This window comes from Bradyrhizobium centrosematis (assembly GCF_045571495.1).
Lineage (GTDB): Bacteria > Pseudomonadota > Alphaproteobacteria > Rhizobiales > Xanthobacteraceae > Bradyrhizobium > Bradyrhizobium centrosematis.
In genome coordinates this window covers 2,842,810-2,865,671 of record NZ_CP120703.1, presented here as the reverse complement: position 1 = coordinate 2,865,671, position 22,862 = coordinate 2,842,810, and the positions used below count along the sequence as shown (strand labels likewise).

23 protein-coding genes and 1 riboswitch are annotated in these 22,862 nt (G+C 64.9%); of the genes, 12 read left to right on the top strand and 11 right to left on the bottom strand.

From position 1 onward, the window contains the following. Complete coding sequence (gene alaS, locus P6U31_RS13680) at nt 1-2,679, bottom strand: alanine--tRNA ligase (protein ID WP_407188966.1); 2,679 nt, start codon at nt 2,677-2,679, stop codon at nt 1-3. Nucleotides 2,680-2,914: 235 nt separating this feature from the next. Continuing rightward, nucleotides 2,915-3,003: riboswitch (glycine riboswitch) on the top strand. A 143-nt stretch (nt 3,004-3,146) separates the two neighbouring features. On the opposite strand from alaS, the gene gcvT reads away from it, so the two are divergent. The 3 genes from gcvT to gcvP all read left to right on the top strand — a co-directional run bounded on the left by gcvT (nt 3,147) and on the right by gcvP (nt 7,794). Continuing rightward, nucleotides 3,147-4,295, top strand: a complete 1,149-nt coding sequence (gene gcvT, locus P6U31_RS13675; protein WP_407188965.1) for a glycine cleavage system aminomethyltransferase GcvT — start codon at nt 3,147-3,149, stop codon at nt 4,293-4,295. A gap of 245 nt (nt 4,296-4,540) precedes the next feature. Next, entirely contained in the window at nt 4,541-4,909 is a 369-nt protein-coding gene (gene gcvH, locus P6U31_RS13670; protein ID WP_407188964.1) for a glycine cleavage system protein GcvH, read from the top strand. Nucleotides 4,910-4,926: 17 nt separating this feature from the next. After that, nucleotides 4,927-7,794 carry an aminomethyl-transferring glycine dehydrogenase gene (gene gcvP / locus P6U31_RS13665; RefSeq protein ID WP_407188963.1) on the top strand — a complete coding sequence of 956 codons (2,868 nt, stop codon included), beginning with the start codon at nt 4,927-4,929 and terminating at the stop codon, nt 7,792-7,794. 129 nt (nt 7,795-7,923) lie between these two features. Here the strand turns inward: gcvP and P6U31_RS13660 are convergent, their stop codons facing one another. From P6U31_RS13660 to recA, 3 genes are all read right to left on the bottom strand, one after another. After that, a complete protein-coding gene (locus P6U31_RS13660; RefSeq protein WP_407188962.1) occupies nt 7,924-8,898 on the bottom strand; it encodes a hypothetical protein in 975 nt (324 codons plus the stop codon). 48 nt (nt 8,899-8,946) lie between these two features. Beyond that, nucleotides 8,947-9,945 carry a hypothetical protein gene (locus P6U31_RS13655; protein WP_407188961.1) on the bottom strand — a complete coding sequence of 333 codons (999 nt, stop codon included), beginning with the start codon at nt 9,943-9,945 and terminating at the stop codon, nt 8,947-8,949. A gap of 105 nt (nt 9,946-10,050) precedes the next feature. After that, the gene (recA, locus tag P6U31_RS13650) at nt 10,051-11,139 is read right to left on the bottom strand and encodes a recombinase RecA (protein ID WP_407188960.1); all 1,089 of its coding nucleotides are present in this window, start codon (nt 11,137-11,139) and stop codon (nt 10,051-10,053) included. A 644-nt stretch (nt 11,140-11,783) separates the two neighbouring features. Between recA and P6U31_RS13645 the strand changes: the two genes are divergently transcribed. Continuing rightward, a complete protein-coding gene (locus P6U31_RS13645; RefSeq protein WP_407188959.1) occupies nt 11,784-11,951 on the top strand; it encodes a hypothetical protein in 168 nt (55 codons plus the stop codon). Nucleotides 11,952-12,608: 657 nt separating this feature from the next. Here the strand turns inward: P6U31_RS13645 and P6U31_RS13640 are convergent. Continuing rightward, a complete protein-coding gene (locus P6U31_RS13640) occupies nt 12,609-12,866 on the bottom strand; it encodes a DUF2798 domain-containing protein (RefSeq protein ID WP_407188958.1) in 258 nt (85 codons plus the stop codon). A gap of 252 nt (nt 12,867-13,118) precedes the next feature. Between P6U31_RS13640 and P6U31_RS13635 the strand changes: the two genes are divergently transcribed. Both P6U31_RS13635 and P6U31_RS13630 read left to right on the top strand, forming a co-directional pair. Then, on the top strand, nt 13,119-13,319 hold the full coding sequence (locus tag P6U31_RS13635) for a hypothetical protein (RefSeq protein ID WP_407189844.1): 201 nt from the start codon (nt 13,119-13,121) through the stop codon (nt 13,317-13,319). Nucleotides 13,320-13,470: 151 nt separating this feature from the next. After that, nucleotides 13,471-13,704, top strand: a complete 234-nt coding sequence (locus tag P6U31_RS13630) for a DUF6894 family protein (protein WP_247552281.1) — start codon at nt 13,471-13,473, stop codon at nt 13,702-13,704. A gap of 75 nt (nt 13,705-13,779) precedes the next feature. On the opposite strand, the gene P6U31_RS13625 is transcribed toward P6U31_RS13630, so the two are convergent. Together P6U31_RS13625 and P6U31_RS13620 are read right to left on the bottom strand one after the other, a co-directional pair. Further along, a complete protein-coding gene (locus P6U31_RS13625; RefSeq protein ID WP_407188957.1) occupies nt 13,780-14,034 on the bottom strand; it encodes a hypothetical protein in 255 nt (84 codons plus the stop codon). A 107-nt stretch (nt 14,035-14,141) separates the two neighbouring features. Beyond that, nucleotides 14,142-14,438 (bottom strand): hypothetical protein, encoded by a 297-nt coding sequence (locus P6U31_RS13620; protein ID WP_407188956.1) that lies wholly within the window; start codon nt 14,436-14,438, stop codon nt 14,142-14,144. Nucleotides 14,439-14,793: 355 nt separating this feature from the next. Between P6U31_RS13620 and P6U31_RS13615 the strand changes: the two genes are divergently transcribed. Further along, on the top strand, nt 14,794-15,258 hold the full coding sequence (locus P6U31_RS13615; protein ID WP_407188955.1) for a PaaI family thioesterase: 465 nt from the start codon (nt 14,794-14,796) through the stop codon (nt 15,256-15,258). A gap of 77 nt (nt 15,259-15,335) precedes the next feature. Then, a complete protein-coding gene (locus P6U31_RS13610; RefSeq protein WP_407189843.1) occupies nt 15,336-15,527 on the top strand; it encodes a PilZ domain-containing protein in 192 nt (63 codons plus the stop codon). Nucleotides 15,528-15,679: 152 nt separating this feature from the next. Here P6U31_RS13610 and P6U31_RS13605 read toward each other — a convergent pair whose 3' ends face one another. After that, a complete protein-coding gene (locus tag P6U31_RS13605; protein WP_407188954.1) occupies nt 15,680-15,904 on the bottom strand; it encodes a hypothetical protein in 225 nt (74 codons plus the stop codon). Nucleotides 15,905-16,067: 163 nt separating this feature from the next. On the opposite strand from P6U31_RS13605, the gene P6U31_RS13600 reads away from it, so the two are divergent. From P6U31_RS13600 to P6U31_RS13585, 4 genes are all read left to right on the top strand, one after another. Then, entirely contained in the window at nt 16,068-16,472 is a 405-nt protein-coding gene (locus P6U31_RS13600) for a hypothetical protein (protein WP_407188953.1), read from the top strand. 96 nt (nt 16,473-16,568) lie between these two features. Further along, on the top strand, nt 16,569-17,150 hold the full coding sequence (locus P6U31_RS13595) for a bifunctional transcriptional activator/DNA repair enzyme AdaA (RefSeq protein WP_407188952.1): 582 nt from the start codon (nt 16,569-16,571) through the stop codon (nt 17,148-17,150). 19 nt (nt 17,151-17,169) lie between these two features. After that, nucleotides 17,170-17,640, top strand: coding sequence for a PaaI family thioesterase (locus P6U31_RS13590; protein ID WP_407188951.1), 471 nt, complete (start codon nt 17,170-17,172; stop codon nt 17,638-17,640). A 115-nt stretch (nt 17,641-17,755) separates the two neighbouring features. Further along, nucleotides 17,756-18,088 carry a hypothetical protein gene (locus tag P6U31_RS13585; protein ID WP_407188950.1) on the top strand — a complete coding sequence of 111 codons (333 nt, stop codon included), beginning with the start codon at nt 17,756-17,758 and terminating at the stop codon, nt 18,086-18,088. 78 nt (nt 18,089-18,166) lie between these two features. Here P6U31_RS13585 and P6U31_RS13580 read toward each other — a convergent pair whose 3' ends face one another. Genes P6U31_RS13580 through P6U31_RS13570 form a run of 3 tightly spaced genes read right to left on the bottom strand, consistent with a single transcriptional unit; the run spans nt 18,167 to nt 22,759 of the window. Continuing rightward, entirely contained in the window at nt 18,167-18,523 is a 357-nt protein-coding gene (locus P6U31_RS13580) for a carboxymuconolactone decarboxylase family protein (protein ID WP_407188949.1), read from the bottom strand. Nucleotides 18,524-18,533: 10 nt separating this feature from the next. Beyond that, on the bottom strand, nt 18,534-21,758 hold the full coding sequence (locus P6U31_RS13575; protein ID WP_407188948.1) for an efflux RND transporter permease subunit: 3,225 nt from the start codon (nt 21,756-21,758) through the stop codon (nt 18,534-18,536). Beyond that, complete coding sequence (locus P6U31_RS13570; protein ID WP_407188947.1) at nt 21,755-22,759, bottom strand: efflux RND transporter periplasmic adaptor subunit; 1,005 nt, start codon at nt 22,757-22,759, stop codon at nt 21,755-21,757. The genes P6U31_RS13575 and P6U31_RS13570 overlap by 4 nt, the downstream gene beginning before the upstream one ends. Nucleotides 22,760-22,862 lie beyond the last annotated feature (103 nt).

Here is a 22,862-nt window from a genome sequence, read left to right as displayed (position 1 = left end):
CTAAGCGCCCGCCATCGCTTTTTCGATCGCAGCTAACGCCTCGGTCGCCCTGGCACCGTCGGGGCCGCCGGCCTGCGCCATGTCGGGCCGGCCGCCGCCGCCCTTGCCGCCGAGCGCTTCGGAGGCGACGCGCACGAGGTTCACGGCGTTGAAGCGCGCGGTGAGGTCCTGGGTGACGCCGACCACGACGCCGGCCTTGCCGTCCTCGGTGACGCCGACGATGGCGACGACGCCGGAGCCGATCTGCTTCTTGCCGTCGTCGGCGAGGCTCTTGAGATCCTTCATCTCGATGCCCTCGACCGCGCGCGCCATCAGCTTGACGCCACCGGCCTCGCGCACGCCCGCGGCTGCGCCATTGCCGGCCGTCGAACCGCCGCCCATCGCCAGCTTCTTGCGCGCATCGGAGAGCTCGCGCTCGAGCTTCTTGCGCTCCTCCATCAGCGCGGCGATGCGCGCCGGCACGTCGTCGAGCGAGGTGCGCAGCTCGTTCGCCGCGGTCTTCGCCAGCGCCATGGTGTCGTTGGCGTGCTTACGCGCATAATTGCCGGTCAGAGCCTCGATACGGCGCACGCCGGAGGCCACCGCGCTCTCGCTGGTGAGCGTGATCAGGCCGATATCGCCGGTGCGCCTGACATGGGTGCCGCCGCAAAGCTCGACCGACCAGCCGAGTGCGTTGGCGCCGCGCTCGCGCGCGGTCCTGCCCATCGAGACGACGCGGACCTCGTCGCCGTATTTTTCGCCGAACAGGGCGCGAGCGCCCGCCTCGCGGGCCTCGTCGACGCCCATCACGCGCGTGGTGACCTCGTCGTTCTCCAGCACCACGTTGTTGGCGATGTCCTCGACGCGGGCGAGCTCGTCCGCCGTGATCGGCTTCGGATGCACGAAGTCGAAGCGCAGCCGATCCGGCGCAACCATCGAGCCGCGCTGGGCGATGTGGTCGCCGAGCACCTGGCGCAGCGCCTCGTGAATGAGATGCGTCGCCGAGTGATGCGCGCGGATCGAGGACCGCCTGGCGTGGTCGACCTCGAGCTGCAGCGCGGTGCCGAGCTTCAGCTCGCCCTGCTCGACCTTGCCGATATGGACGAAGAAATCGCCGAGCTTCTTCTGCGTGTCGGTGACGCGGACCTTGATGCCGCCCTCGCCCGTCAGGACGCCGGTGTCGCCGACCTGGCCGCCGGACTCCGCGTAGAACGGCGTTTGGTTCAGCACGATCGCCCCTAGCTCGCCGGCCTTCAGGCTCGTGACCTCGGCGCCATCCTTCACCAGCGCGGACACCACGCCCTCGGCGCTCTCGGTCTCGTAGCCCAGGAATTCGGTGGCGCCGAGCTTCTCGCGCAGCGGGAACCAGACCGCCTCGCTTGCGGCTTCGCCCGAACCTTTCCAGGACTCGCGCGCCTTGGCCTTCTGGCGCTCCATCGCGTCGGTGAACGCCGCTTGGTCGACGCCGATGCCGCGCGACTTCAGCGCGTCTTGCGTCAGGTCGAGCGGGAAGCCGTAGGTGTCGTACAACGTGAAGGCGACGTCGCCGTCGAACATGTCGCCCTTCTTCAGGCCCACGCTCTTTTCGTCCAGGATGGCCAGGCCGCGCGCAAGAGTCTTGCGGAAGCGGGTCTCCTCCAGCCGCAGCGTTTCCTCGATCAGGTTTTCCGCCCGCATCAAGTCGGGATAGGCTTGGCCCATCTCGCGCACCAGCGCCCAGACCAGCCGATGCATCAGCGGCTCTTTCGCGCCCAAGAGCTGCGCATGGCGCATCGCGCGGCGCATGATCCGGCGGAGCACGTAACCGCGGCCCTCATTCGAGGGCAGCACGCCGTCAGCGACCAGGAAGGCCGAGGAGCGTAAGTGGTCGGCGATGACGCGGAACGAGGCGGCGTTCTGCTCGTTCGGCCCGCTGCCGAGCGCGGAGGCGGTCGCGTCGATCAGATGGCGGAACAGGTCGGTCTCGAACACGCTGTCGACGCCCTGCAGGATGCAGGCCATGCGCTCCAGACCCATGCCGGTGTCGATCGAGGGACGCGGCAGATCCACGCGCTCCTCCTTCGTCACCTGCTCATATTGCATGAACACGAGATTCCAGAATTCGAGGAAGCGGTCGCCGTCCTCTTCCGGCGAGCCCGGAGGCCCGCCCCAGATGTGCTCGCCGCGGTCGATGAAGATTTCCGAGCACGGACCGCACGGGCCGGTGTCGCCCATCGCCCAGAAATTGTCCGACGTCGGGATGCGGATGATGCGGTCGTCGGAGAAGCCCGCGATCTTCTTCCACAGGCCGGCCGCCTCGTCGTCGGTGTGGTAGACCGTGACCAGCAGCTTGTCCTTCTTCAGCCCGAACTCGCCGGTGATCAGCTTCCAGGCGAGCTCGATCGCACGCTCCTTGAAGTAGTCGCCGAACGAGAAGTTGCCGAGCATCTCGAAGAAGGTGAGATGGCGCGCGGTATAGCCGACGTTGTCGAGGTCGTTGTGCTTGCCGCCGGCGCGCACGCATTTTTGCGACGTGGTGGCGCGCTGATAGGGCCGCCTCTCGACGCCGGTAAAGACGTTCTTGAACTGCACCATGCCGGCATTGGTGAACATCAACGTCGGATCGTTGCGCGGCACCAATGGCGAGGACGGCACGATCTCGTGGCCGTTCTCGGCAAAGAAGTTCAGAAAGGTCGACCTGATCTCGTTGACGCCGCTCATGTTCATCCAATCGGGTATGCTTGGACCCGCTTCTCGCCATCCAAACCGGAACGTCAAGGCTGATATCTGCGGGCCAAAGCGCTTTTAGACAAGGCCAGCTTCGCTGTCCAGAAACTGTGCAAGGAGATCAGAGGGTTGCTGCAGGCGCGTCATCCCCTCTGCAATCCCGTTGGATAGGGCGCGCGGACGCGTTGACAGGCTTGGCCCCGCTGTGGTCTGTACCCATCTGTATCGTACGGCCACGTCGGGAGAGACCGGCTTCATTGCCGGCGCCGAAGGAGCAACCGCCCCGGAAACTCTCAGGCAAAAGGACCGCGTGGCTTTGACGACATCTGGAAAGAGGCGCCGACGGGTTTAAACCCGGATGGCACCCGCCGACGGGATAATACTCTCAGGCACAGCGACAGATGGGGCTTCGACTGGTTGTCTCGGGGAATCGTCCCCGGGGAACCGCCGAGGGCCCCCCGATGCTTGCGCGTGACGACAAAGACTCCCTGAAACGTACCCCCCTTTACGACCTTCATGTGTCCCTGGGCGGCAAGATGGTGCCGTTCGCAGGCTATGACATGCCCGTGCAGTACCCTGCGGGCGTCCTGAAGGAGCACCTCCATACCCGGGCTTCCGCGGGCCTGTTCGACGTCTCCCATATGGGCCAGATCGCGCTCCGGCCGAAATCCGGCAAGGTGGAGGACGCCGCCCGCGCGCTGGAGCGGCTGGTGCCGCAGGACATCGTGTCGGTTGCGCCGGGACGGCAGCGCTATGCCCAGTTCACCAATGCGGACGGCGGCATTCTCGACGATCTCATGGTCGCCAATTTCGGCGATCACCTGTTCCTGGTCGTCAACGCCGCCTGCAAGGACGCGGACGAGGCGCATCTGCGCGCGAATCTCTCCGGCGACTGCGTCATCGAGGCCCTTGCCGACCGCGCGCTGATCGCGCTGCAGGGCCCGAAGGCGGAAGCCGCATTGGCGAAATACTGTGCAGAGGCGCCGTCCATGAAGTTCATGGATGCCGGCCCGCATGAGGTCGCTGGCCTCAACTGCTTCGTCTCGCGTTCTGGCTATACCGGCGAGGACGGGTTTGAGATCTCGGTCCCAGCTGCGGACGCCGAGCGTCTGGCGAAGATGCTGCTGGAAAATCCTGATGTGATGCCGATCGGCCTTGGCGCCCGCGACAGCCTGCGGCTGGAAGCCGGGCTCTGCCTCTACGGCCACGACATCGACACCACGACCACGCCGGTCGAAGCCGCGCTGGAATGGTCGGTGCAGAAGAGCCGCCGCAGTGGCGGCGCGCGCGCCGGCGGCTTTCCCGGCACTGAGGCGATCCTGGCTCATTTCGATCAGGGCGCGGCCCGCCGTCGCGTCGGCTTGCGCGCCGAGGGTCGTGCGCCCGTTCGCGAGGGTGCCCTGCTGTTTGCCGACGGCGCCGGCGGCGAGGCGATCGGAAAGGTCACCTCGGGCGGTTTCGGCCCGAGCCTGAATGCGCCGGTCGCGATGGGCTACGTGCCGACGGCCCTGAGCGCGCTCGGCACAAAGCTCTTCGCCGAGGTGCGCGGCCAGCGGCTGCCGCTCACCGTCGCCGCCATGCCCTTCGTGAAAAACACTTACAAGCGCTGACGCATGACGAGATCGAGCACAGCTGGCAACCCCGACGTCACCTCTCCCGGGAGGGGAGAGGTCGGATTGCGTCTGACGATGCGGAGCATCGTCCAGCGCAATCCGGGTGAGGGGCCGCAGCACCCCGTGAGACCAGAACCCCCTCACCCGGATCGCATCTTCGATGCGATCCGACCTCTCCCTACGGGAGAGGTCGATCCAGCCCGCGACTTCCAAGCAAACCTCACCGCTTCAGGAAATTGACAATGACCACGACGCTGTACACCTCCGACCATGAATGGCTGGCGATCGAGGGCGACGTCGCCACCGTCGGCATCACCGATTACGCCCAGCAGCAGCTCGGCGACGTCGTGTTCGTCGAGCTGCCCAAGGTCGGCCGCGCGCTGAAGAAGGCGGAAGCCGCCGCCGTCGTCGAGTCCGTCAAGGCGGCCTCGGACGTGTATGCACCGATCTCCGGCGAAGTGCTCGAGACCAACGAGGCGCTGGCCGCCGAGCCGGCGCTGGTGAACTCGGATGCGCAAGGCGCGGCGTGGTTCTTCAAGATCAAGATCGCCGACAAGAGCGAGCTCGGCGGCCTCATGGATGAAGCCGCCTACAAGGCACATACGGCTTAAGGACGATGGAGCAAGCGATGACCGCGCACCGTAAATCCAGCGGCGACACCGCCGCCAGTTTCGTTCGTCGCCATATCGGCCCCTCAGTGCGTGATGTCACCGCGATGCTGGAGACCGTCGGCGCCAAAAGCGTCGAGGCGCTGATGGCGGAGACGCTGCCGGCCTCGATCCGGCAGGCCGCGCCGCTCGATCTCGGCAGGCCGCTCAGCGAGACCGAGGCGATCGCGCATATGGCCGAGCTTGCGGGCCAGAATCAGGTCTTCACCTCGCTGATCGGCCAAGGCTATTCCGGCACCATCCTGCCCGCGGTGATCCAGCGCAATATCCTGGAGAACCCGGCCTGGTACACGGCGTATACGCCCTATCAGCCCGAGATCAGCCAGGGCCGGCTGGAGGCCCTGCTCAACTTCCAGACCATGATCTGTGATCTCACCGGGCTCGACGTGGCCAACGCCTCGCTGCTCGACGAGGCCACTGCAGCGGCCGAAGCGATGGCCCTCGCCGAGCGGCACTCGCAGGTGAAAGCAAAAGCCTTCTTCGTCGACAAGGACGTGCATCCGCAGACGCTTGCCGTGATGCGCACCCGCGCCGAGCCGCTCGGCTGGACTCTGGTCGTCGGCGATCCCCTCACTGATCTCGACAAGAGCGACGTGCTCGGCGCGCTGCTGCAATATCCGGGCTCTTCGGGCGCGCTGCGCGACCTCAGGCCCGCGATCGCTACGCTGAAGGCCAAGGGCGCGCTCGCGATTCTAGCCGCCGACCTGCTGGCGCTGACCCTGCTCGCCTCGCCCGGCGAGTTGGGGGCCGACATCGCCATCGGCTCCGCCCAGCGCTTTGGCGTGCCCATGGGCTATGGCGGACCGCACGCGGCCTATATGGCGGTGCGCGACGCGCTGAAGCGCTCGCTGCCCGGCCGCATCGTCGGCCTCTCCGTGGATTCGCGCGGGGCACCCGCCTATCGCCTCGCGCTGCAGACCCGCGAGCAGCACATCCGCCGCGAGAAGGCGACCTCCAACATCTGCACCGCGCAGGTGCTGCTGGCCGTGATCGCCTCGATGTATGCGGTCTATCACGGACCCGAGGGCCTCTCGCAGATCGCGCGCAATGTGCATCGGCGCGCGGCCGTGCTCGCAAACGGCCTGCGCAAGCTCGGCTTTGCGCCGCAATCCGACAGCTTCTTCGACACGCTCAGCGTCGATGCCGGCGCCAAGCGCGAGGAGATCGTCGCGCGCGCCGCCGCCGAGAAGATCAATCTCGGGGTCGGTGAGACGGCGCTGCGCATCGCGCTCGACGAGACCACCACGCCGGCAACCATTGAGGCGGTCTGGCGCGCCTTCGGCGGCCAGCTTTCCTACGCCGAGTTAGATGCCACCACGCGCGAGGCGCTGCCCGAGACGCTGAAGCGCGGCACGGCTTTCCTCACCCATCCCGTGTTCCACGCGCATCGCTCGGAGACCGAGATGCTGCGCTACATGCGCAAGCTCAGCGATCGCGATCTCGCGCTCGACCGCGCCATGATCCCGCTGGGATCCTGCACCATGAAGCTGAACGCGACCACCGAGATGATGCCGCTGACCTGGCCGGAGTTTGCGACGCTGCATCCGTTCGTGCCGCGCGAGCAGGCGAAGGGTTATCACGGGCTGTTCGCGCGGCTGGAAAAGTGGCTGTGCGACATCACCGGCTATGACGCGATCTCGCTGCAGCCGAATTCGGGCGCGCAAGGCGAATATGCCGGGCTCCTGGCGATCCGTGGCTACCACGCCTCGCGCGGACAGAGCCATCGCAAGATCTGCCTGATCCCCTCCTCCGCGCACGGCACCAACCCGGCTTCGGCCGCGATGGCCGGCATGGATGTGGTGGTGGTCGCCTGCGAGAAGAACGGCGACGTCGACGTTGGCGATCTCCGCGCCAAGGCGGAGAAGCACTCCAACGATCTCGCCGCGGTCATGATCACCTATCCCTCGACCCACGGCGTGTTCGAGGAGCATATCCGCGAGATCTGCGACATCGTTCACGGCCATGGCGGCCAGGTGTATCTGGACGGCGCCAACCTCAACGCGCAGGTCGGCCTCAGCAGGCCCGGCGATTACGGCGCCGATGTCAGCCACCTCAATCTGCACAAGACCTTCTGCATTCCGCATGGCGGCGGCGGCCCCGGCATGGGCCCGATCGGCGTCAAGGCGCATCTCGCCCCGTTCCTGCCGGGTCATCCCGCAACCAAGGCCGATGCGCCGGTCGGTCCGGTCTCGGCCGCGCCGTTCGGCTCGGCATCGATCCTCACCATCTCCTACATCTACATTCTGATGATGGGCGGCGAAGGATTGAAGCGCGCCACCGAGATCGCGATCCTCAACGCGAACTACATCGCAGCCCGCCTCGATCCGCACTTCCCGGTGCTCTACAAGAACGAGAAGGGCCGCGTCGCACATGAGTGCATCGTCGATCCGCGTGCGCTGAAGACGACCTCGGGCGTCACCGTGGACGACATCGCAAAACGCCTGATCGATTACGGCTTCCACGCCCCGACCATGAGCTTCCCGGTGCCGGGCACGCTGATGATCGAGCCGACCGAGTCGGAATCCAAGGCCGAGCTGGATCGTTTTTGCGATGCCATGATCGCGATCCGCAAGGAGATCGCCGAGGTCGAGGCCGGCCGTTTCAAGATCGAGGCTTCGCCCTTGCGCCACGCCCCGCACACCGTGCACGACATTGCGGACGATGCGTGGAATCGCGCTTACACCCGCAGCGAAGGCTGCTTCCCCGACGGCGTCTCACGCACTGACAAATATTGGAGCCCCGTGGGCCGCGTCGACAATGTCTACGGCGACCGCAACCTGGTGTGCTCCTGCCCGCCGGTGAGCGATTACGCGCAGGCCGCGGAGTAGGATGTGTTGGGTGGGTTAGCCCCCGCCGCGGCGCGAAGCAGTCCGCGAGGCGTAACCCACCTCTTCTGTCTCCCCACATACGAACAGTGGTGGATGACGCCTTCGGCTCATCCACCGTACAAATCCGACCTACGGCGCCACCAGCAATCGGCTTTCGCGATCCCACCGCCAGAGCCGTTCGTTGGTCAACTCGGTACCGCCCCACCAGCGTTTGATGGGATTGTGGCGCCACATGTCGTCTTCGCGGGCGAGAAGTGAACGCCCGAGTTCAGTCAGCGTGACCTTCCACTCGCTCCTGCCGAAGTAGCGATCCTCATTGTCGAACGCCGGATCGCCCAGCCGGATCGGCGGCGCCGAATACGCGCCCAGTTCGAGCAAGGCGTCACACGCGTCGTTTTCGTCGAACACGTCGCGAATCCACCTTGCTTCCTCGACGATCCTCGGGTCGGTGTGCCCATCCTTCACGAAATCCAGCAAATCCATTTCGGTGGCACCGAGCCCCGTCACGCTGTCCGGAAGCTCTTCCAGCATCGCGATCAGCGCCGATCGAAGCCTCGGCAGGATCGCTAGATCCGTCATCAGCAGATCGAAACACGATTCCGGCGTTTCAGCGCGATAGGCCCGCCAGGCGCTGCCTGCCGTCACCAAATGGTTCTCGGTCACCTTGAAGGCCGGCAGTTTCCATCTCGCGACAGACTCCGGTGCATAGTTCGCAATAGTGTCGTCCGCATGCACAAGGCTCAGCTTCGTGGTGATCTCCTTGTAGGGGCGAAGCAAGTCCAGCAGCCAGACGAGCACCAGCTGATCGTTCGGCCGAGGATCAACCCATATTTCAATTGAGTCGAACTTCGCGCACAGCTCGAAGAAACCGATATCGCGCGTGGCGAAGCCGTCGAGCACACCGCTACCCACGTCATCGAGCCAATGATCGCCCGGATTGCGGTGCTTTTCCGATCGGCGCTCCAGCCCCCTCAAAAGCCCCTCCTCGGAAGGCAGTTTCCGCCAGACGAAACGCGGATAGAACCCGAGCGCGACGTTCGCAAGGCCGGACTGGCGAAGTGTAACCTCCGCACGATCGTTCGTTGCCAGGATCAAATGTGACACGATTTCCTCTCGAAATGATGCGATACACTCTGAGCGAAGAGGTACACATTAATCGGGCGCGATGAGTGAGAAGGCCGCGGGGTCCCACTGCCACAGCCGGTCGTTGGTCAGATGGGTGCCGCCCCACCAGCGATCGATCCGGTTGTGGCGGCAAAAGTTCTCATCACCGCCAAGCACCGCTTTGCCGAACCCGGTGAGCGACAAGCGGGATTGCTTGTACCGCTGGAGGCGGCTCGAATCATCGTGCATCTCCAGGGAAAACGGGCCTTCGTCCAGTCCAGCGACCGCTGGCCTCTCGCACAGCGCGAGTCCATCGAGCAGCGCGCCGACTTCCCAGTAACCGAAAACGCGACGCTCGTTCGACTTCTGATATCCCGGGAACACGTCAAAGGGCTGCACCCCACCTGGCGCAATCAATCCCAGTATCCGGGTTTCCGTGACGCCGAGGCCACTGGTCACGTTTGGAAGCTCTTCGAGCAGATCAACGATGCAACGCTCGAGCTGCGGAAGCAGGCTCAAATCCGTTTCAAGCAAGCCGAACCAAGCCTGCGGCGTCGGCGCAAGGTAAGCTCGCCAAGCGCGACCAGCCAGGTCAACATGATCTTGCGTGAGCTTGACAATCGGCGGGTTCAGCTTCGCGAGGACCTCAGGACTGAGACCGCTCACGGCGATGTCCAGCGGACGCATCACGAGTTTGGACGCCGCCGCTCTATCGCTGCCGCAATGGTCGAGCAGCCAGAGCAAGATTAATTGCGCATTTGGCTCTGGCTCCATCCACAGTTCGGCCAAGTCATACTCCGAGAACAGCTCGATCAGACCGCGCCCCTTAAGGCCCGAACTGTCGAGGCGCCAGGAGGGCGTATCGTCCAGCCAGTGAGGACCCGATGGGTGCATCGTATGCGGCGCAAAGAATGCATTAAGCTGCGCAGCGGATGGCGGCGCCCCCCAAACAAGCCGACGCTCGGTCGCAATGACGAGATCGGCAAGGCCGGCCTGTTGGATCGCGCCGGCGGCGGCCGAATCTGTTGTCAAGATCAGACGCTTCATCGCACCACCCGATCACAACGGCGCAAAAAGAAACGGGCACCGAAGACGTCGGCAACTCAACGTCTTCAGCGCCCGCTCCTCGCGAAAAACTTTCGGCGTTAAGGCTTACTCCTCCGCCGGCTCCTCGCCGTCGGCGTCGCGCTCCGGCGTGCCGGCCAGAATCTGCTCGGCGATCAGACCGGAGTTCTGGCGGATCGCAGTCTCGATCTTGGCGGTGATGTCGGGATTGGCCTTCAAGAACGCCTTCGAGTTCTCGCGGCCCTGGCCGAGGCGCTGGCTGTCATAGGAGAACCAGGCGCCTGATTTCTCGACGATGCCGGCCTTGACGCCGAGATCGAGAATTTCGCCCATCTTGGAGACGCCCTCGCCGTACATGATGTCGAACTCGACCTGCTTGAACGGGGGCGCCAGCTTGTTCTTCACCACCTTGACGCGCGTGGTGTTGCCGACCACCTCGTCGCGCTCCTTGATCGCACCGATGCGGCGGATGTCGAGGCGGACGGAGGCGTAGAACTTCAGCGCGTTGCCGCCGGTGGTGGTCTCGGGCGAGCCGTACATCACACCGATCTTCATGCGGATCTGGTTGATGAAGATCACCATGGTGTTGGACTTGTTGATCGAGGCGGTCAGCTTGCGCAGCGCCTGACTCATCAGACGAGCTTGCAGGCCCGGCAGCGATTCGCCCATCTCGCCCTCGAGCTCGGCCTTCGGCACCAGCGCCGCGACCGAATCGACCACCAGCACGTCCACCGCGCCGGAGCGCACCAGGGTGTCGCAGATTTCCAGCGCCTGCTCGCCGGTGTCGGGCTGCGAGATCAGGAGCTCGTCGATGTTGACACCGAGCTTGCGGGCATAGACCGGGTCGAGCGCGTGCTCGGCGTCGATGAAGGCGCAAATGCCGCCCTTCTTCTGCGCTTCCGCCACCGTGTGCAGCGCCAGGGTGGTCTTGCCCGAGGATTCCGGCCCGTAGATCTCGACGATGCGCCCCTTGGGCAGGCCGCCAATGCCGAGCGCGATATCGAGCCCGAGCGAGCCTGAAGACACCGCCTCGATGTCCATGGAGCGGTCGTTCTTGCCCAGCTTCATCACCGAGCCCTTGCCGAACTGGCGCTCGATCTGGGAGAGCGCGGCGGCCAGAGCTTTACTCTTGTCCATGGAAGATCCTTCGACGATACGCAGGGCAGTTGCGGACATTGGGTCGTGCTCCTTATGGCGAGGATTCGCGTCTGGGACAAACGGTTGCGAGGCGGCTCGGCGAAGAAAGCAATGTACCCTATTTGTTCTAGGTTCGCAATATGTTCTTTTGCGGATTTAGATCCTGCGGACCGCGTGCGCGTCGCACTCCGAGCCGCGGATCGTGTCCAGTCGATCGGGGACTTGATTGATGCAGTCGCGCCGCTCGAGCGGGTGCCGGAATCGAAAGGGGCCACCTCTCGGTAGCCCCCTGCCGGTCGCAATATTTGTTCGGGATGAAATACCAGCCTCGGCTTGCCAAGTTTTCCCGAGGTATCGGGTTCCGGCCATATCGAATGTGAATCAATGTCCTAATTTCAAATCGCGGGTGTCCTGATCAGGACAGCACTCGGATTCGGAGCTGTTCATATCTAGGGCCGGGCGCCCTCGCTCGGGGCGAGTTCGAATCCCCCGCGGTCATAGCGCCGCGGCATTCGTTGACGGGCCGCGGCTTTTTTTGAGAGGCGGCGCCCCCCGACCGAAGCTGACCTCCATCAAAGGCACAGCCGGCCGCCGCCGTCATAATTCCGTAATCCTTCGGCACCGAACCTTTTCGCGGTCTCCGGCCTTCTCCGGGAGAGACCGGAATTCTGGGGATCTCAGTCATGACGGAAAACGAGCACCGCGAAACGATCAAGCGCAATCGCCTGCTGCAGGCGGCGCATGAGGAGATGATGAAGTTCGAGCGCAAGGAGAACGAGTTCCGCAAGAAGGATCGTGAGGAACGCGTCAGCGAGCTCCATCTTCCCCTGAACGAAATCAAGATCCACTAAGTGCTGCCGGAGTCGGGTTCGTAGGCCCGCAACGGGCGACGGCTGACGGCGCGCCACCCGCGTCCTCGCTGACGGTGGTCGGTTTCGGCGGGGCGCCTCAGCCCATGGTGACGCCGCAAGGCCCGAAACAGCGGTTGCGCACAATTGAGGTATCTAAATACTACCTCTAAGCCATTGAGAGAGCGAAGACATTCCCACGCTGTCTACTGTGCATGGGGTTGTTTTCCAGTTTTGATGGCGGCGGGGCCTGCCCCCGGTCGCCGCAGAGCACGGCTGCTACGCGGCGGTCTTACAGCAGCGCCAGCAGCACGAGGCCGATCACCAGCACGACGAAGCCAGCCGCCGTCGCGGCGGCAAATGACCGCTCTACGTTATCCATGATGCCACCCCGTTGCCGGCGTGCCACGTTTCCCCCATGGCTGCGCCGAACGATCCGGAATCTTGCCGACCGGTGTGTCCGCAGTTGTGCGAACGAATGTCGAAATTGGGACCGGTGCGGGGCCAGTCTGCGGCCTCGAGCGGAGCTCGGAAGCCTGCCGCCTGTCAGGCTGCCGTAAGCGGAGCGGGCTAGGATAGCGCGGCTATGGTGTTGCAGCCCAGCACCTCAGCCTCCAATAACTTCTCTGCCCCGCCTGGCTCTCCCCAGGCGGGGCTTTTTCATGCCTGCCGGCCGGCCCGCGGATCCCTCTCCTCCTGCGTCAGAAGCAGCGCGAAAGCGCGGATCGCCGGCGCGGCCAGGAGCACGATCGGCAACATCGCGGCCCAGGCGATCAGCCATGACACCATCCAGTGCGCGACGAACGTCATCGCATTGTCGGCGGGAAAGCTGGCGATCCCCGCCGCGACCAACGACGTCAGTCCGGACTGGATGATGCCGAACACGAAATGACTGTAGCGGCGGGGAATGCCGAGCATCGCGGGCCCTGTTGCTTAACCGTCCTCAGCCCAAGCAAGGCACGTGCCGCAGCTTGCTAAAACCAAGGCCCCTTCCGGCGGGAACGGCGCGCGCGGAGTCTCGATCTCTGCGCGAACGGCAACCGGGGGCGCAGCCCAGGAACTCTGTTCATGGACGGAGAACCACGGGGTTGGACCGATTTTTCTTGTCTGCGGAATATTGTTACGACCATCATGTTAGCGATGATGGAAAGTGAATCGTGGGAGGCCGCCATGAATCACAGGGGCATCGAATTCACCATCGCCAAGACGGCGATCCCCGGAATCTGGCAATGGCAGTTCCGCATTGGCGAGCAGGTCAAGACCGGCAAGACCGAGACGAAAATTGACCTGCTCGCGATCCGGCGCGTGCAGCTGCGGATCGATCGGGAGCTGAAGCGATCGGCCGCGGCACAGTCTGAACCGGCCGGATAAGGATCGATGGTCGTAGCGGAGCGTGCGCCGCACCGCGAGGGCGGCTGCATCATCCGTAGCCGCCCGGAATTGATCTGAAGCTGGTTTGGGATTGGACTGCGCCTGCCCATGGCCTTGGGGGCGAGGCCATTGCGCGCGATCGGTGCCAGCCATGCCGCTCTATTTCTTTCGAATCCGGAATGGCCGTTATTCCGGCTGCGCCGATCAGGCGACGGAATTCGCCGATCGCGATTCCGCCTGGAAGGAGATGACCAGCGTCTGTGCCGACATGACCGCCGGCATTGCCCGCAAGCTCCAGGAAAATTCCGAATGGCACATGGAGCTGCTCGACGAGGCCAAGGAGCCCGTATTCCGGATCCGCATCGTTGCCGAAACCCTCGACTAGCAAGACTTCCGGATCGAGCCGGCGCTCAAGCATGATCCGGAAAAGTGCGCAGCGATCTTCGAAAAGGATCGCGCCTTAATCCGCGCTGGGCAGCCGCCGCATCGTGAACTCGATGTCGCCGCCGGGCAGTTCGCGCCAGGTCTCGACCGCGCTCATGTAGCCGGCCTTGGGGTAGCGGGCGAAGAAGGCCTGCGCCCGTTGCCGCGCCGCCGCGCGTGGCAGCGTGAAGGTCTCGCGCAGATAGCCGTCGCCGACCGTTGGGCCGGGCTTGCCGGCCGCCTTGCGCCGGCGCGCCATCCGCTCGGCGAGATCCCGCGGACGATCGGCCATGTCCTTGCCCTCCTCTACGCACAACGCTCACGGCCAAATGTAGGGCGCGGGCCGGACGAAGAGGAGTCCCGGCCGAACGGCTATTGCCGCCCCGAACGGAGCCGCCGTCAGTTGGCGGCCGTGCCGCCCTTCGACTTCTTCGGCGCGCTGGTTGCCGCCGAGGCCTTCGGCGCCGGCTGCTTCGGCGGATCCGAGCGCATGCCGCCCCAGGGATCGTTGGACGCCTTGGAATCCGGAATCTTCTTCAGCGTTTCCTTGTAGGCCTTGTCGCGCTCGGCTTCCGCGGCCTTCTCCTCGGGGGTCTTGCTCGGGACGTCCTGCAGCAAATTGAGATTTGGCATTTGCGCGTAGGCAGGTCCCGCCAGCACGACGGCCAGCACCGCGGCCAAACGGAAAAGCTTCATTCTCTACTCCTTGATCATCCCTGGGGCACGGATCGCCCGCGCCGCGTCATCCTGGTCGCCGGCGCTCGCGGCCCGCTAGAGCCGATCCGACCTGCACGATTTCGGCCCATGCAGCCAGTCGTCCCAGATCGGGCCGCATCTGGTGCACCCGCTCAGCGCGAGGCCGAGCGCAGCCATGGAAAAAACGAGGACGCACCGACGCAACATCATCCACCCGTACCCAAGCCAGGCATCATACCGGGCCAAGTCGGGCATTTTCAAGCCGACGGGACCGGCACGAGACCGGGTGACTTTGCCGCGCCGGTGCGCGCACAATGGGGCGAAACATCCGGAAATACAGGAGAGCGCGACAGCAATGCAAATGCAGCCAGACGTCGAATTCGGCCTCGCCGACGCCAGACGCATCCTCGGCGAGGTTTTTGCGCCCTGGGTCCAGGATCTCGACCTTGCGGTCGAGCGCATCGAGCACGCTCCGCCGGCGGACGTGCCGGACTGGCAGCCGGCCGCGCTGCTGCGCATGCCGTTTTCGGAGCGGCTGTGCCGGAATGGCGGCGTGGTCTGCGGCCAGGCCCTGATGGCGCTCGCCGACACCGCGATGGTGATCGCGATCCTCACGGCCAATCGCGGCTATCGCCCGATGACCACGGTCGACCAGACCACCCATTTCATGCGCGCGGTCTCCTCGTCGGACGTGTTGGCGGATGCACGCGTGGTGCGGCTCGGGCGCACCATGAGCTTTGGCCGCGTCACGCTGCTGTCGGCCAGCGACAACAAGCCGATCGCAATGGTGTCCAGCGCGTTCGCGATGTTGCCGGGGTGATCCAAAAAGCGAGAGCTGCGTGAGCGCAAAGCGAAAGGCGGACAGCACAACGCCACCGTGTTTTCAAAGGTGGCACGATCAGCTTCGAGCACGACGGCATCGCTTGCACGGTGCGCAACATGTCGGCGAGCGGGGCGGCAATCGACCTCGGCGCCCCCGTCGATTTGCCACCATCGTTCACGCTCTCGATCGCGCGTGACGAGTTCGTACGGAACTGTCGCACAGTTTGGTGCAGTGACAAGCGCGTCGGCCTCGCCTTTGTGCAATAGTCCGCGCGATGCCTCGCTGAAGGGCGAGCAGAAGGTCACCTTTCCTCGATGAATAGCGGCGTCGCCTCGAATGGCTTCGCCGCGCACCTTGGGCGGGTGCACCGTGAGATCGCGGGCGCGGGATTCGAAAGCCGAGCCGGAGCCCGCCTGTTCTATTTCGGCTTCTTGGCCGGCTCGCCCGGGCGGGCTCCGCTCCACGGGTCGTACTTGTCCTTGGGCTCGGGGATGCGCTCGAGCGCGGCCTTATAGGCTTTCTCGTCGACCTTGGGCTTGTTATCCGCCGGCTTGGCTGCGTCAGCGGGTTGCCGCCGGCTCTGCGCCTGAGCCGCGGCAACCGTCAGTCCCAGCACGGCGGCCGCAATGACCAAAATCCTCATTGGTGCAATCCCCTTCCTCTGGGGTGCAAACTAGCCCGCAATCGCGGAATAGCAAATGCCGCGGGTTTCAAGATTGGATGGAGAGTTCAGCAAATCTTGATCGGCAAGGACTTCGCCGCACCGCATTCGTGCCTATCTGTTCGCCCGCAGGGGATCCTCAGGGATGTTACGGATTGTTGCTCATGCGGCGCTGCTCGCCGGCACGCTCGCGCTCGCTGCCTGCGGCTTTGCCGACAGCCGCGCGCCGGTGCCGGAGTTCATGCGGATCAAAGAGGCCGAGCAGCCGCCGCCCGAAGCGCCGCCGGACGTCAAACGGGTGGTGCGCGAGCAGATCGACGTCGTCTTCCTCACCACCTCCTATCCGCGCGAGGTGCACGTCGCCCCGCCTCATCGCGAGGTGCGAGGGCCGGGCTGGACCGCCTGCGTCCGCGCACAGCTCACCTCCGCGACCGGCTCCTCGCTGGGCGCCCAGACCTACATCGTGACGATCAATGGCGGGAAGGTCGTGGACCGCCGGCGGGCGGAGCCCGACGACATCTGCGGGACCGAGACTTACGAGCCGATCTAGCGCGACCGCGACAATGGAGGTCTCGCCCGGTCGTTTTCGGACGCCGTCATCGCATCGGACTCGCACTGCAAGAATGTGGACGCTATAGCGAGCTCCATGCTCGACTTCGACACTCAGTACGGCGCTCTTTGCCGCCGCGACGTCGCGTTGGACGGCGTGATATTCGTCGCGGTGAAAACGACGGGCATCTATTGTCGTCCCGTCTGCCCGGCGCGCACGCCCCTCGCTCGCAACGTAACCTTCTATCGCAGCGCGGCCGCGGCCGAACATGCTGGCTTCCGTCCTTGTCTGAGATGCCGCCCGGAATCAGCGCCGTTCTGCCCTGCATGGAAAGGCTCCAGGACCACAGTCGAACGTGCGCTCGCCCTCATCGAGAAAGGAGAGCTCGACCACGGCAGCGTGGAGCGGCTGGCTGAACAGTTGGGAGTCGGTGCGCGGCACCTGGCGCGCCTGTTCGCCCGACATCTCGATGCGTCTCCATTGCAGGTGGCGCTGTCGGTCCGAGTGCGGCGCGCCAGGCACCTGCTTGATACAAGCGATCTTCCGATGGCCATCGTCGCCGAACGCTCCGGCTTTTCGAGCGCGCGCCGCATGAGCACCGCGTTCGCGCGACTCTACGGACGTCCGCCATCGACCTTCCGGAGAAAGGCCGACGCCTCGCAACTCCGACACGGGTGAGTGCGATGGGGAGATTCAGATGATCACCAAGAGATATGGAACGGTCGAGGCCGAACGACAGAAGCAGATGAGCGGGCTGGAGTTCGTCCAGGGCCTTGCCGCCGGAACCCTGCCCCTCAACACGATCGCGCAAACGCTCGGCTACGATGTGGTGGAGGCGGAGAACGGCCGCGTCGTCATCGCGCTGGTGCCGACCGGCGCTCACCTCAACCCGGCAGGTACGGTGCACGGCGGTCTCACTGCGACCTTGCTCGACAGTTGCATGGGCTTGGCGGTCCAGTCGACCCTCGACAAGGGGATCGGCCAGACGACAATCGAGTTCAAGATTTCGCTCCTGCGCCCCATCACGCCGGAGACCGGCCTGATCACGGCCGAGGGCAAGGTTCTGAACTGCGGACGTCGCATCGGAACGGCCGACGGACGTGTGACGGATGCGCAGGGCCGATTACTCGCTCATGGCACGACCACGTGCCTGATTTTCCCCACTTGAGATGTCGGGAACAACCGCTGCAAAGCCGAAGTTCCCGGGAAAAACCAGCATTCCAGCCGGGAACGATCCCCGCCTCCCTTTCTTGTTACGGCCGAGGGCAGTTTCGGAGGAGGACATGATGAAGACGTTTGCGATTACGCTGTTGGCGGGCGTGGGTGCCTTGGCAGCCGTGTCGGGGGCGAAGGCTTCCGATATCTACGCGACCAGCGAGTACACCAATCCGGACCTGGTTCAGCAGGTTCGGCTAGTCTGCGACGAGGACGGCCGTTGCTATCGCACGCGCGGCGGTTCGCGCGTGATCGTGCGCGATTCCTATAACTACATGCCGCGCGAGCGCTACTACGAGCGTCGCACCTATCATCGCGATTGGGACGACGGGCCGCGCGCAGGCGTCGGCATTCGCGCGCCTGGCGTCAGCGTCGGCGTGGGCGTCGACGATCGCTGGTAATCGATAAAGGCTTGACGGTTGGGACCGGACGAGACGACTCGCCGGTCCCGTTCGTTTGATCCTGTCGGGCGACCGCCGTTATCCGGCGGCCGATTGCTGCTGGAACTGTTCGTACGCCGCAATCGCGTCGGCCGCGTACATCAGCGACGGCCCGCCGCCCATGTAGACGGCCATGCCCAGCGTTTCTTCGATCTCTTCGCGCGTCGCACCGAGCTTGACGAGCGCCTCGGCGTGAAAGCCGATGCAGCCGTCGCAATGTCCGGCGACGCCGAGCGCCAGCGCCATCAGCTCCTTGGTTTTCTTGTCCAGCGCGCCGTCGCGCGTCGCAGCCTGGGCAAGCGCGGCAAATCCTTTCATGGTGTCGGGAATATCGCTTCGCAGCTTCTTCAAGTTGGCGGAGATGTTCCTGGTGATGTCGACGTAGTTCTTGTCCATCGGACCCTCATTAGCTGGATTTGCCTGTGCTCGGAGGTGCCTCGCGCGGTGCGCGCAAAGCGATATAGATCGCGGGAATCACCAGCACGGTGAGCAGCGTTGACGAGGCAAGCCCGAACAGGAGCGAGATCGCCAATCCCTGGAAGATCGGATCGAGCAGGATGGTCGCAGCCCCGATCATCGCCGCAAGCGCGGTGAGCAGGATCGGCTTGAAGCGGACCGCGCCGGCTTCCAGCACCACCTCCCGAAGCGACTTGCCGTCCCCACCGCTGTGCCGGATGAAATCGACCAGCAGAATCGAATTGCGCACGATGATGCCGGCCAGCGCGATGAAGCCGATCATCGAGGTCGCGGTGAACGGCGCACTCAGGAGCCAGTGCCCAATCAGGATGCCGATCAGCGTCAGCGGAATCGGCGTCAGGATCACGAGCGGCAAACGGAAGCTCCTGAACTGGGCGACGACCAGCACGTAGATGCCGAGGATGGCCGCGCCGAAGGCGGCGCCCATGTCGCGGAAGGTCACCCAGGTGATCTCCCACTCGCCGTCCCACAGCAGCGTAGGCCGCGACTCGTCCGATGGTTGGCCGTGCAGGCTGATCGCAGGCTTCGGCAGCTTGCCCCAATCATGGGCATCGACACGATCGGCAACCGCGAGCATGCCGTAAAGCGGTGCCTCGAAGCGCCCGGCAAGCTCGGCCATTACCATGTCGGCGAAGCGGCCGTCGCGGCGGAAGATGCTCGGCGATCCCTCCTCCAGGGTCGCTTTCACGACCTGGCCGAGTTCGACCACCGTCTTGCTGCCGGGCAACGTGTTGGCCGGCACCGGCGTCGAGGCCAGCGCCTCGTCCCAGACCAGATCACGCTTTCCCAGATGCACCGCGATCTCGATCGGGTTGCGGTCCTCGCCACGATGCGAGTATCCGATCGAGATGCCGCCGAACAGCGTCTGGATGGTGTCGTAGACGTCGCGCTGCTCGACGCCGAAGAATTCGAGCCGGTCCTGGTCGATCGAGAGCCGCAGCCGCGGCCGCTTCTCGCCAATGGAATCGTCAATGTCGACGACGAACGGCACCTCCGCGAACACCTTCTTGAGCTCGGCCGTGACTGCGCGACGCGTGGTCGCATCAGGACCGTAGACCTCGGCGAGCAGCGTCGAAAGCACCGGCGGCCCGGGCGGGACCTCGACCACCTTGATGCTGGTGCCCGCAGGCGGATCAAGCGCCCTCAGCTTCTCGCGCAGCTCGAGCGCGATCTCATGGCTCGCCCGCTTGCGCTCACCGCGCGCGGCCAGGTTGACCTGCACCTCGCCGAGCTCGGGCCTCTGGCGCAAGTAATAGTGACGCACCAGCCCGTTGAAATTGAAGGGCGCCGGCGTGCCGGCATAGGATTGCAGCGAGGTAACCTCCGGCAATCGCCGCGCGATCGCGGCCGCCTCGAACAGGGTGCGCTCGGTCGCCTCCAGGCTCGCGCCTTCCGGCAGGTCGACGACCACGGCGATCTCGGACTTGTTGTCGAACGGCAGAAGCTTGACCGTCACCGACTTGGTTGCAAACAGCGTCATCGACAGCAGCGTCGCGATGCCGACGCCGAGCAGGAATGTCCAGGCCGACCGCTTGCTGCGCACGATCGGCGTGGCGAAGCGCCGATAGAGCCGGCCGAGCCGGCCTTCATCGTGGGCCGCATGCACCGAGACGACCTCGCCCCTCGGGGCCAACTTGAGCATCAGCCAGGGCGCGACCACCATCGCAACGAAGAACGAGAACAGCATGGCCGCCGACGCGTTGGCCGGGATCGGCGCCATATAAGGACCCATCAGGCCCGACACGAACAGCATCGGCAGCAGCGCGGCGACCACGGTCAACGTCGCGACGATGGTGGGGTTGCCGACCTCCGCCACCGCCTCGATGGTTGCCTGCAGGCGCGGCCGGCCGTCGCGCATGCCCCAGTGCCGCGCGATGTTCTCGACGACGACGATGGCGTCGTCGACGAGAATGCCGATGGAGAAGATCAGCGCGAACAGGCTGACACGGTTGATGGTGTAGCCCATCAGATTGGCCGCAAACATCGTGAGCAGGATCGTCGTGGGAATCACGACGAACGTCACCAGCGCCTCGCGCCAGCCGATCGCGATCGCGATCAGGACCACGATCGAGAGGGTCGCAAGGCCGAGGTGGAACAGCAGCTCGTTGGCCTTCTCGTTGGCAGTCTCGCCATAGTCGCGCGTCACCGTCACCTGGATATCCCCGGGGATCAGGCGCGCCTTCAAGCCTTCGAGGCGCCTCGCGATGTTCTCGGACACGACGACGGCATTGGCACCGGCCCGCTTGGCCAGCGCCAGGCTGACGGCGGGCGTTCGCGCCCACTGCCCGGCGGGGTTACGGGAATCGGTCCAGACACGATGCTCGATGGTGCTTGGACCGACGACGACAGAGGCGACGTCCTTGACGTAGACCGGGCGGCTGTCGCGGCTCGTGATCAGCAACAGTCCGATGTCGGGAATGCCGGACAGCGTCTGCCCCGCCGCGACGTTCCGCACGATGCCGGCATCGCGGACCTGCCCGGCCAGGAACGAGCGATTGGCGTCCTTCACCTTGGCCACGAGCTGCTGAAGCGTGATACCGAACAGCGACAGCTTCTCCGGATCGGGCTCGACCCGGATCTGTTGCGCCGCACCGCCGGAGATGTAGGTGAGACCGATGTCGTCGACCTTCATCAGCTCGGCCCGCAGCTTGTCGGCGAGCTCGTAGAGGTCCTTGTCGGTCCAGCGGCTGGCGGCCTCCGGCTTGGGCGATAGCGTCAGCACCGTCACTGCAACGTCATTGATGCCCCGGCCGACGATGAGCGGCTCGGGGATGCCGACGGGAATGCGGTCGAGGTTGGCGCGGATCTTCTCGTGAACCCGCAGGATGGCATCCTCGAACTTGGTGCCCACCAGGAAACGCGCGGTGACCATCACGCGGTCGTCCTCGGTCTGGCTGTAGACATGCTCGACGCCGTCGATGCCCTTGACGATCGATTCCAGCGGCTTGCTCACCAGCTCGACCGCGTCGGGCGCGCGCAGACCGTCGGCGTTGACGCGGATATCGACCATGGGAACGCTGATCTGCGGCTCCTCCTCGCGCGGGATCACCACGACGGCGATCAGCCCCACGACGAGAGCCCCGAGCAGGAATAGTGGCGTAAGCGGTGATGCGATGGTCGACCTGGTCAACCGTCCGGACAGCCCGAGATTCACGGCCGCACCAATTGATCATCGGCCCGGATGCCCGACACTATCTCGAGGCCATCCGGAAGCGATGGCGTCGGCATCTCACGGCCGCGCTGCACCGGCACGTCGATCGTCTCGCCGCCCTTCCGGAGCTGGACATAGTCGATGCCGAAACGGGTCGTCACATAGCTCGAAGGAATCACGAAGGCCCGCCGCGCCCCGCCGGCGATCCAGACCCGCAAGCGATCGCCGACGAAATACTCGCCGAGCCCCTCGACGGTCGCGTCCGCAATGACACGACCCTCCTCGATCTGGGGATAGACGAGGTCGATGACGCCCGACTTGGCGGCTTCGCCGACGAACTCCGCACCGTCGATGCGAATTCTGTCCCCCGCCTTGAGGAAGCGAGCATGCCGCTCCGGCACGCGAAGGCGCAGCTTGAAATTCTGCTGGGCGACGGTGACGATGGGATCGCCGGCAAGCACCACGGATCCCACGGTGATGAGCCTCTTCAGCACGCGACCATCCGCCGGCGCGAGCACCTGGCCCTGGTTGAGCTGCTCGTTGATCACCGCACGTTCGGCCGTTTTGGCGCGCAGGCCGTTCTCGGCGACGTTCAGCGCGGTGCGTTGCTCGTCGAGCTTGACCCGTGGCAGGATACCGCGCTCGACCAGCCCTTCGGTCCGGGTGAAGTCGAGCTGCGCCTGGTTCGCCTGCGCCTGCAGCGCTTCGATCTGCGCGTCGAGCGATTTCATCTGGAGCACGAGCTTGTCGTCGCCGATGGTCGCGATCGGTTGCCCGGCGGCGACGCGATCCCCTTCCCTGACCTTGAGCTGAGCCACGGTGCCGCCGATGCGTCCGCGCGCCGGCACCACGCTGATGCTTTCGACCGTGGCGAATACCGCCTTTTCGTCTGCGATCGATTGCGCCGTGACGACGAGCGTCTCGGCCGCCGTCGCCGGTGCTTCAGACAGGCCGGTCGCCGCGAATGCGGCCAGTAAGCCCAAACATCTCGTCAGACATCGCATGGAACATTCCGTGTCTTGATCAAACCACCACCACGCTGCTGCGCGGCTCATTTCATCTGCGTCGGGATAGAGCGTGTTGATCCTGCTCAAGGCACCCTCTCCC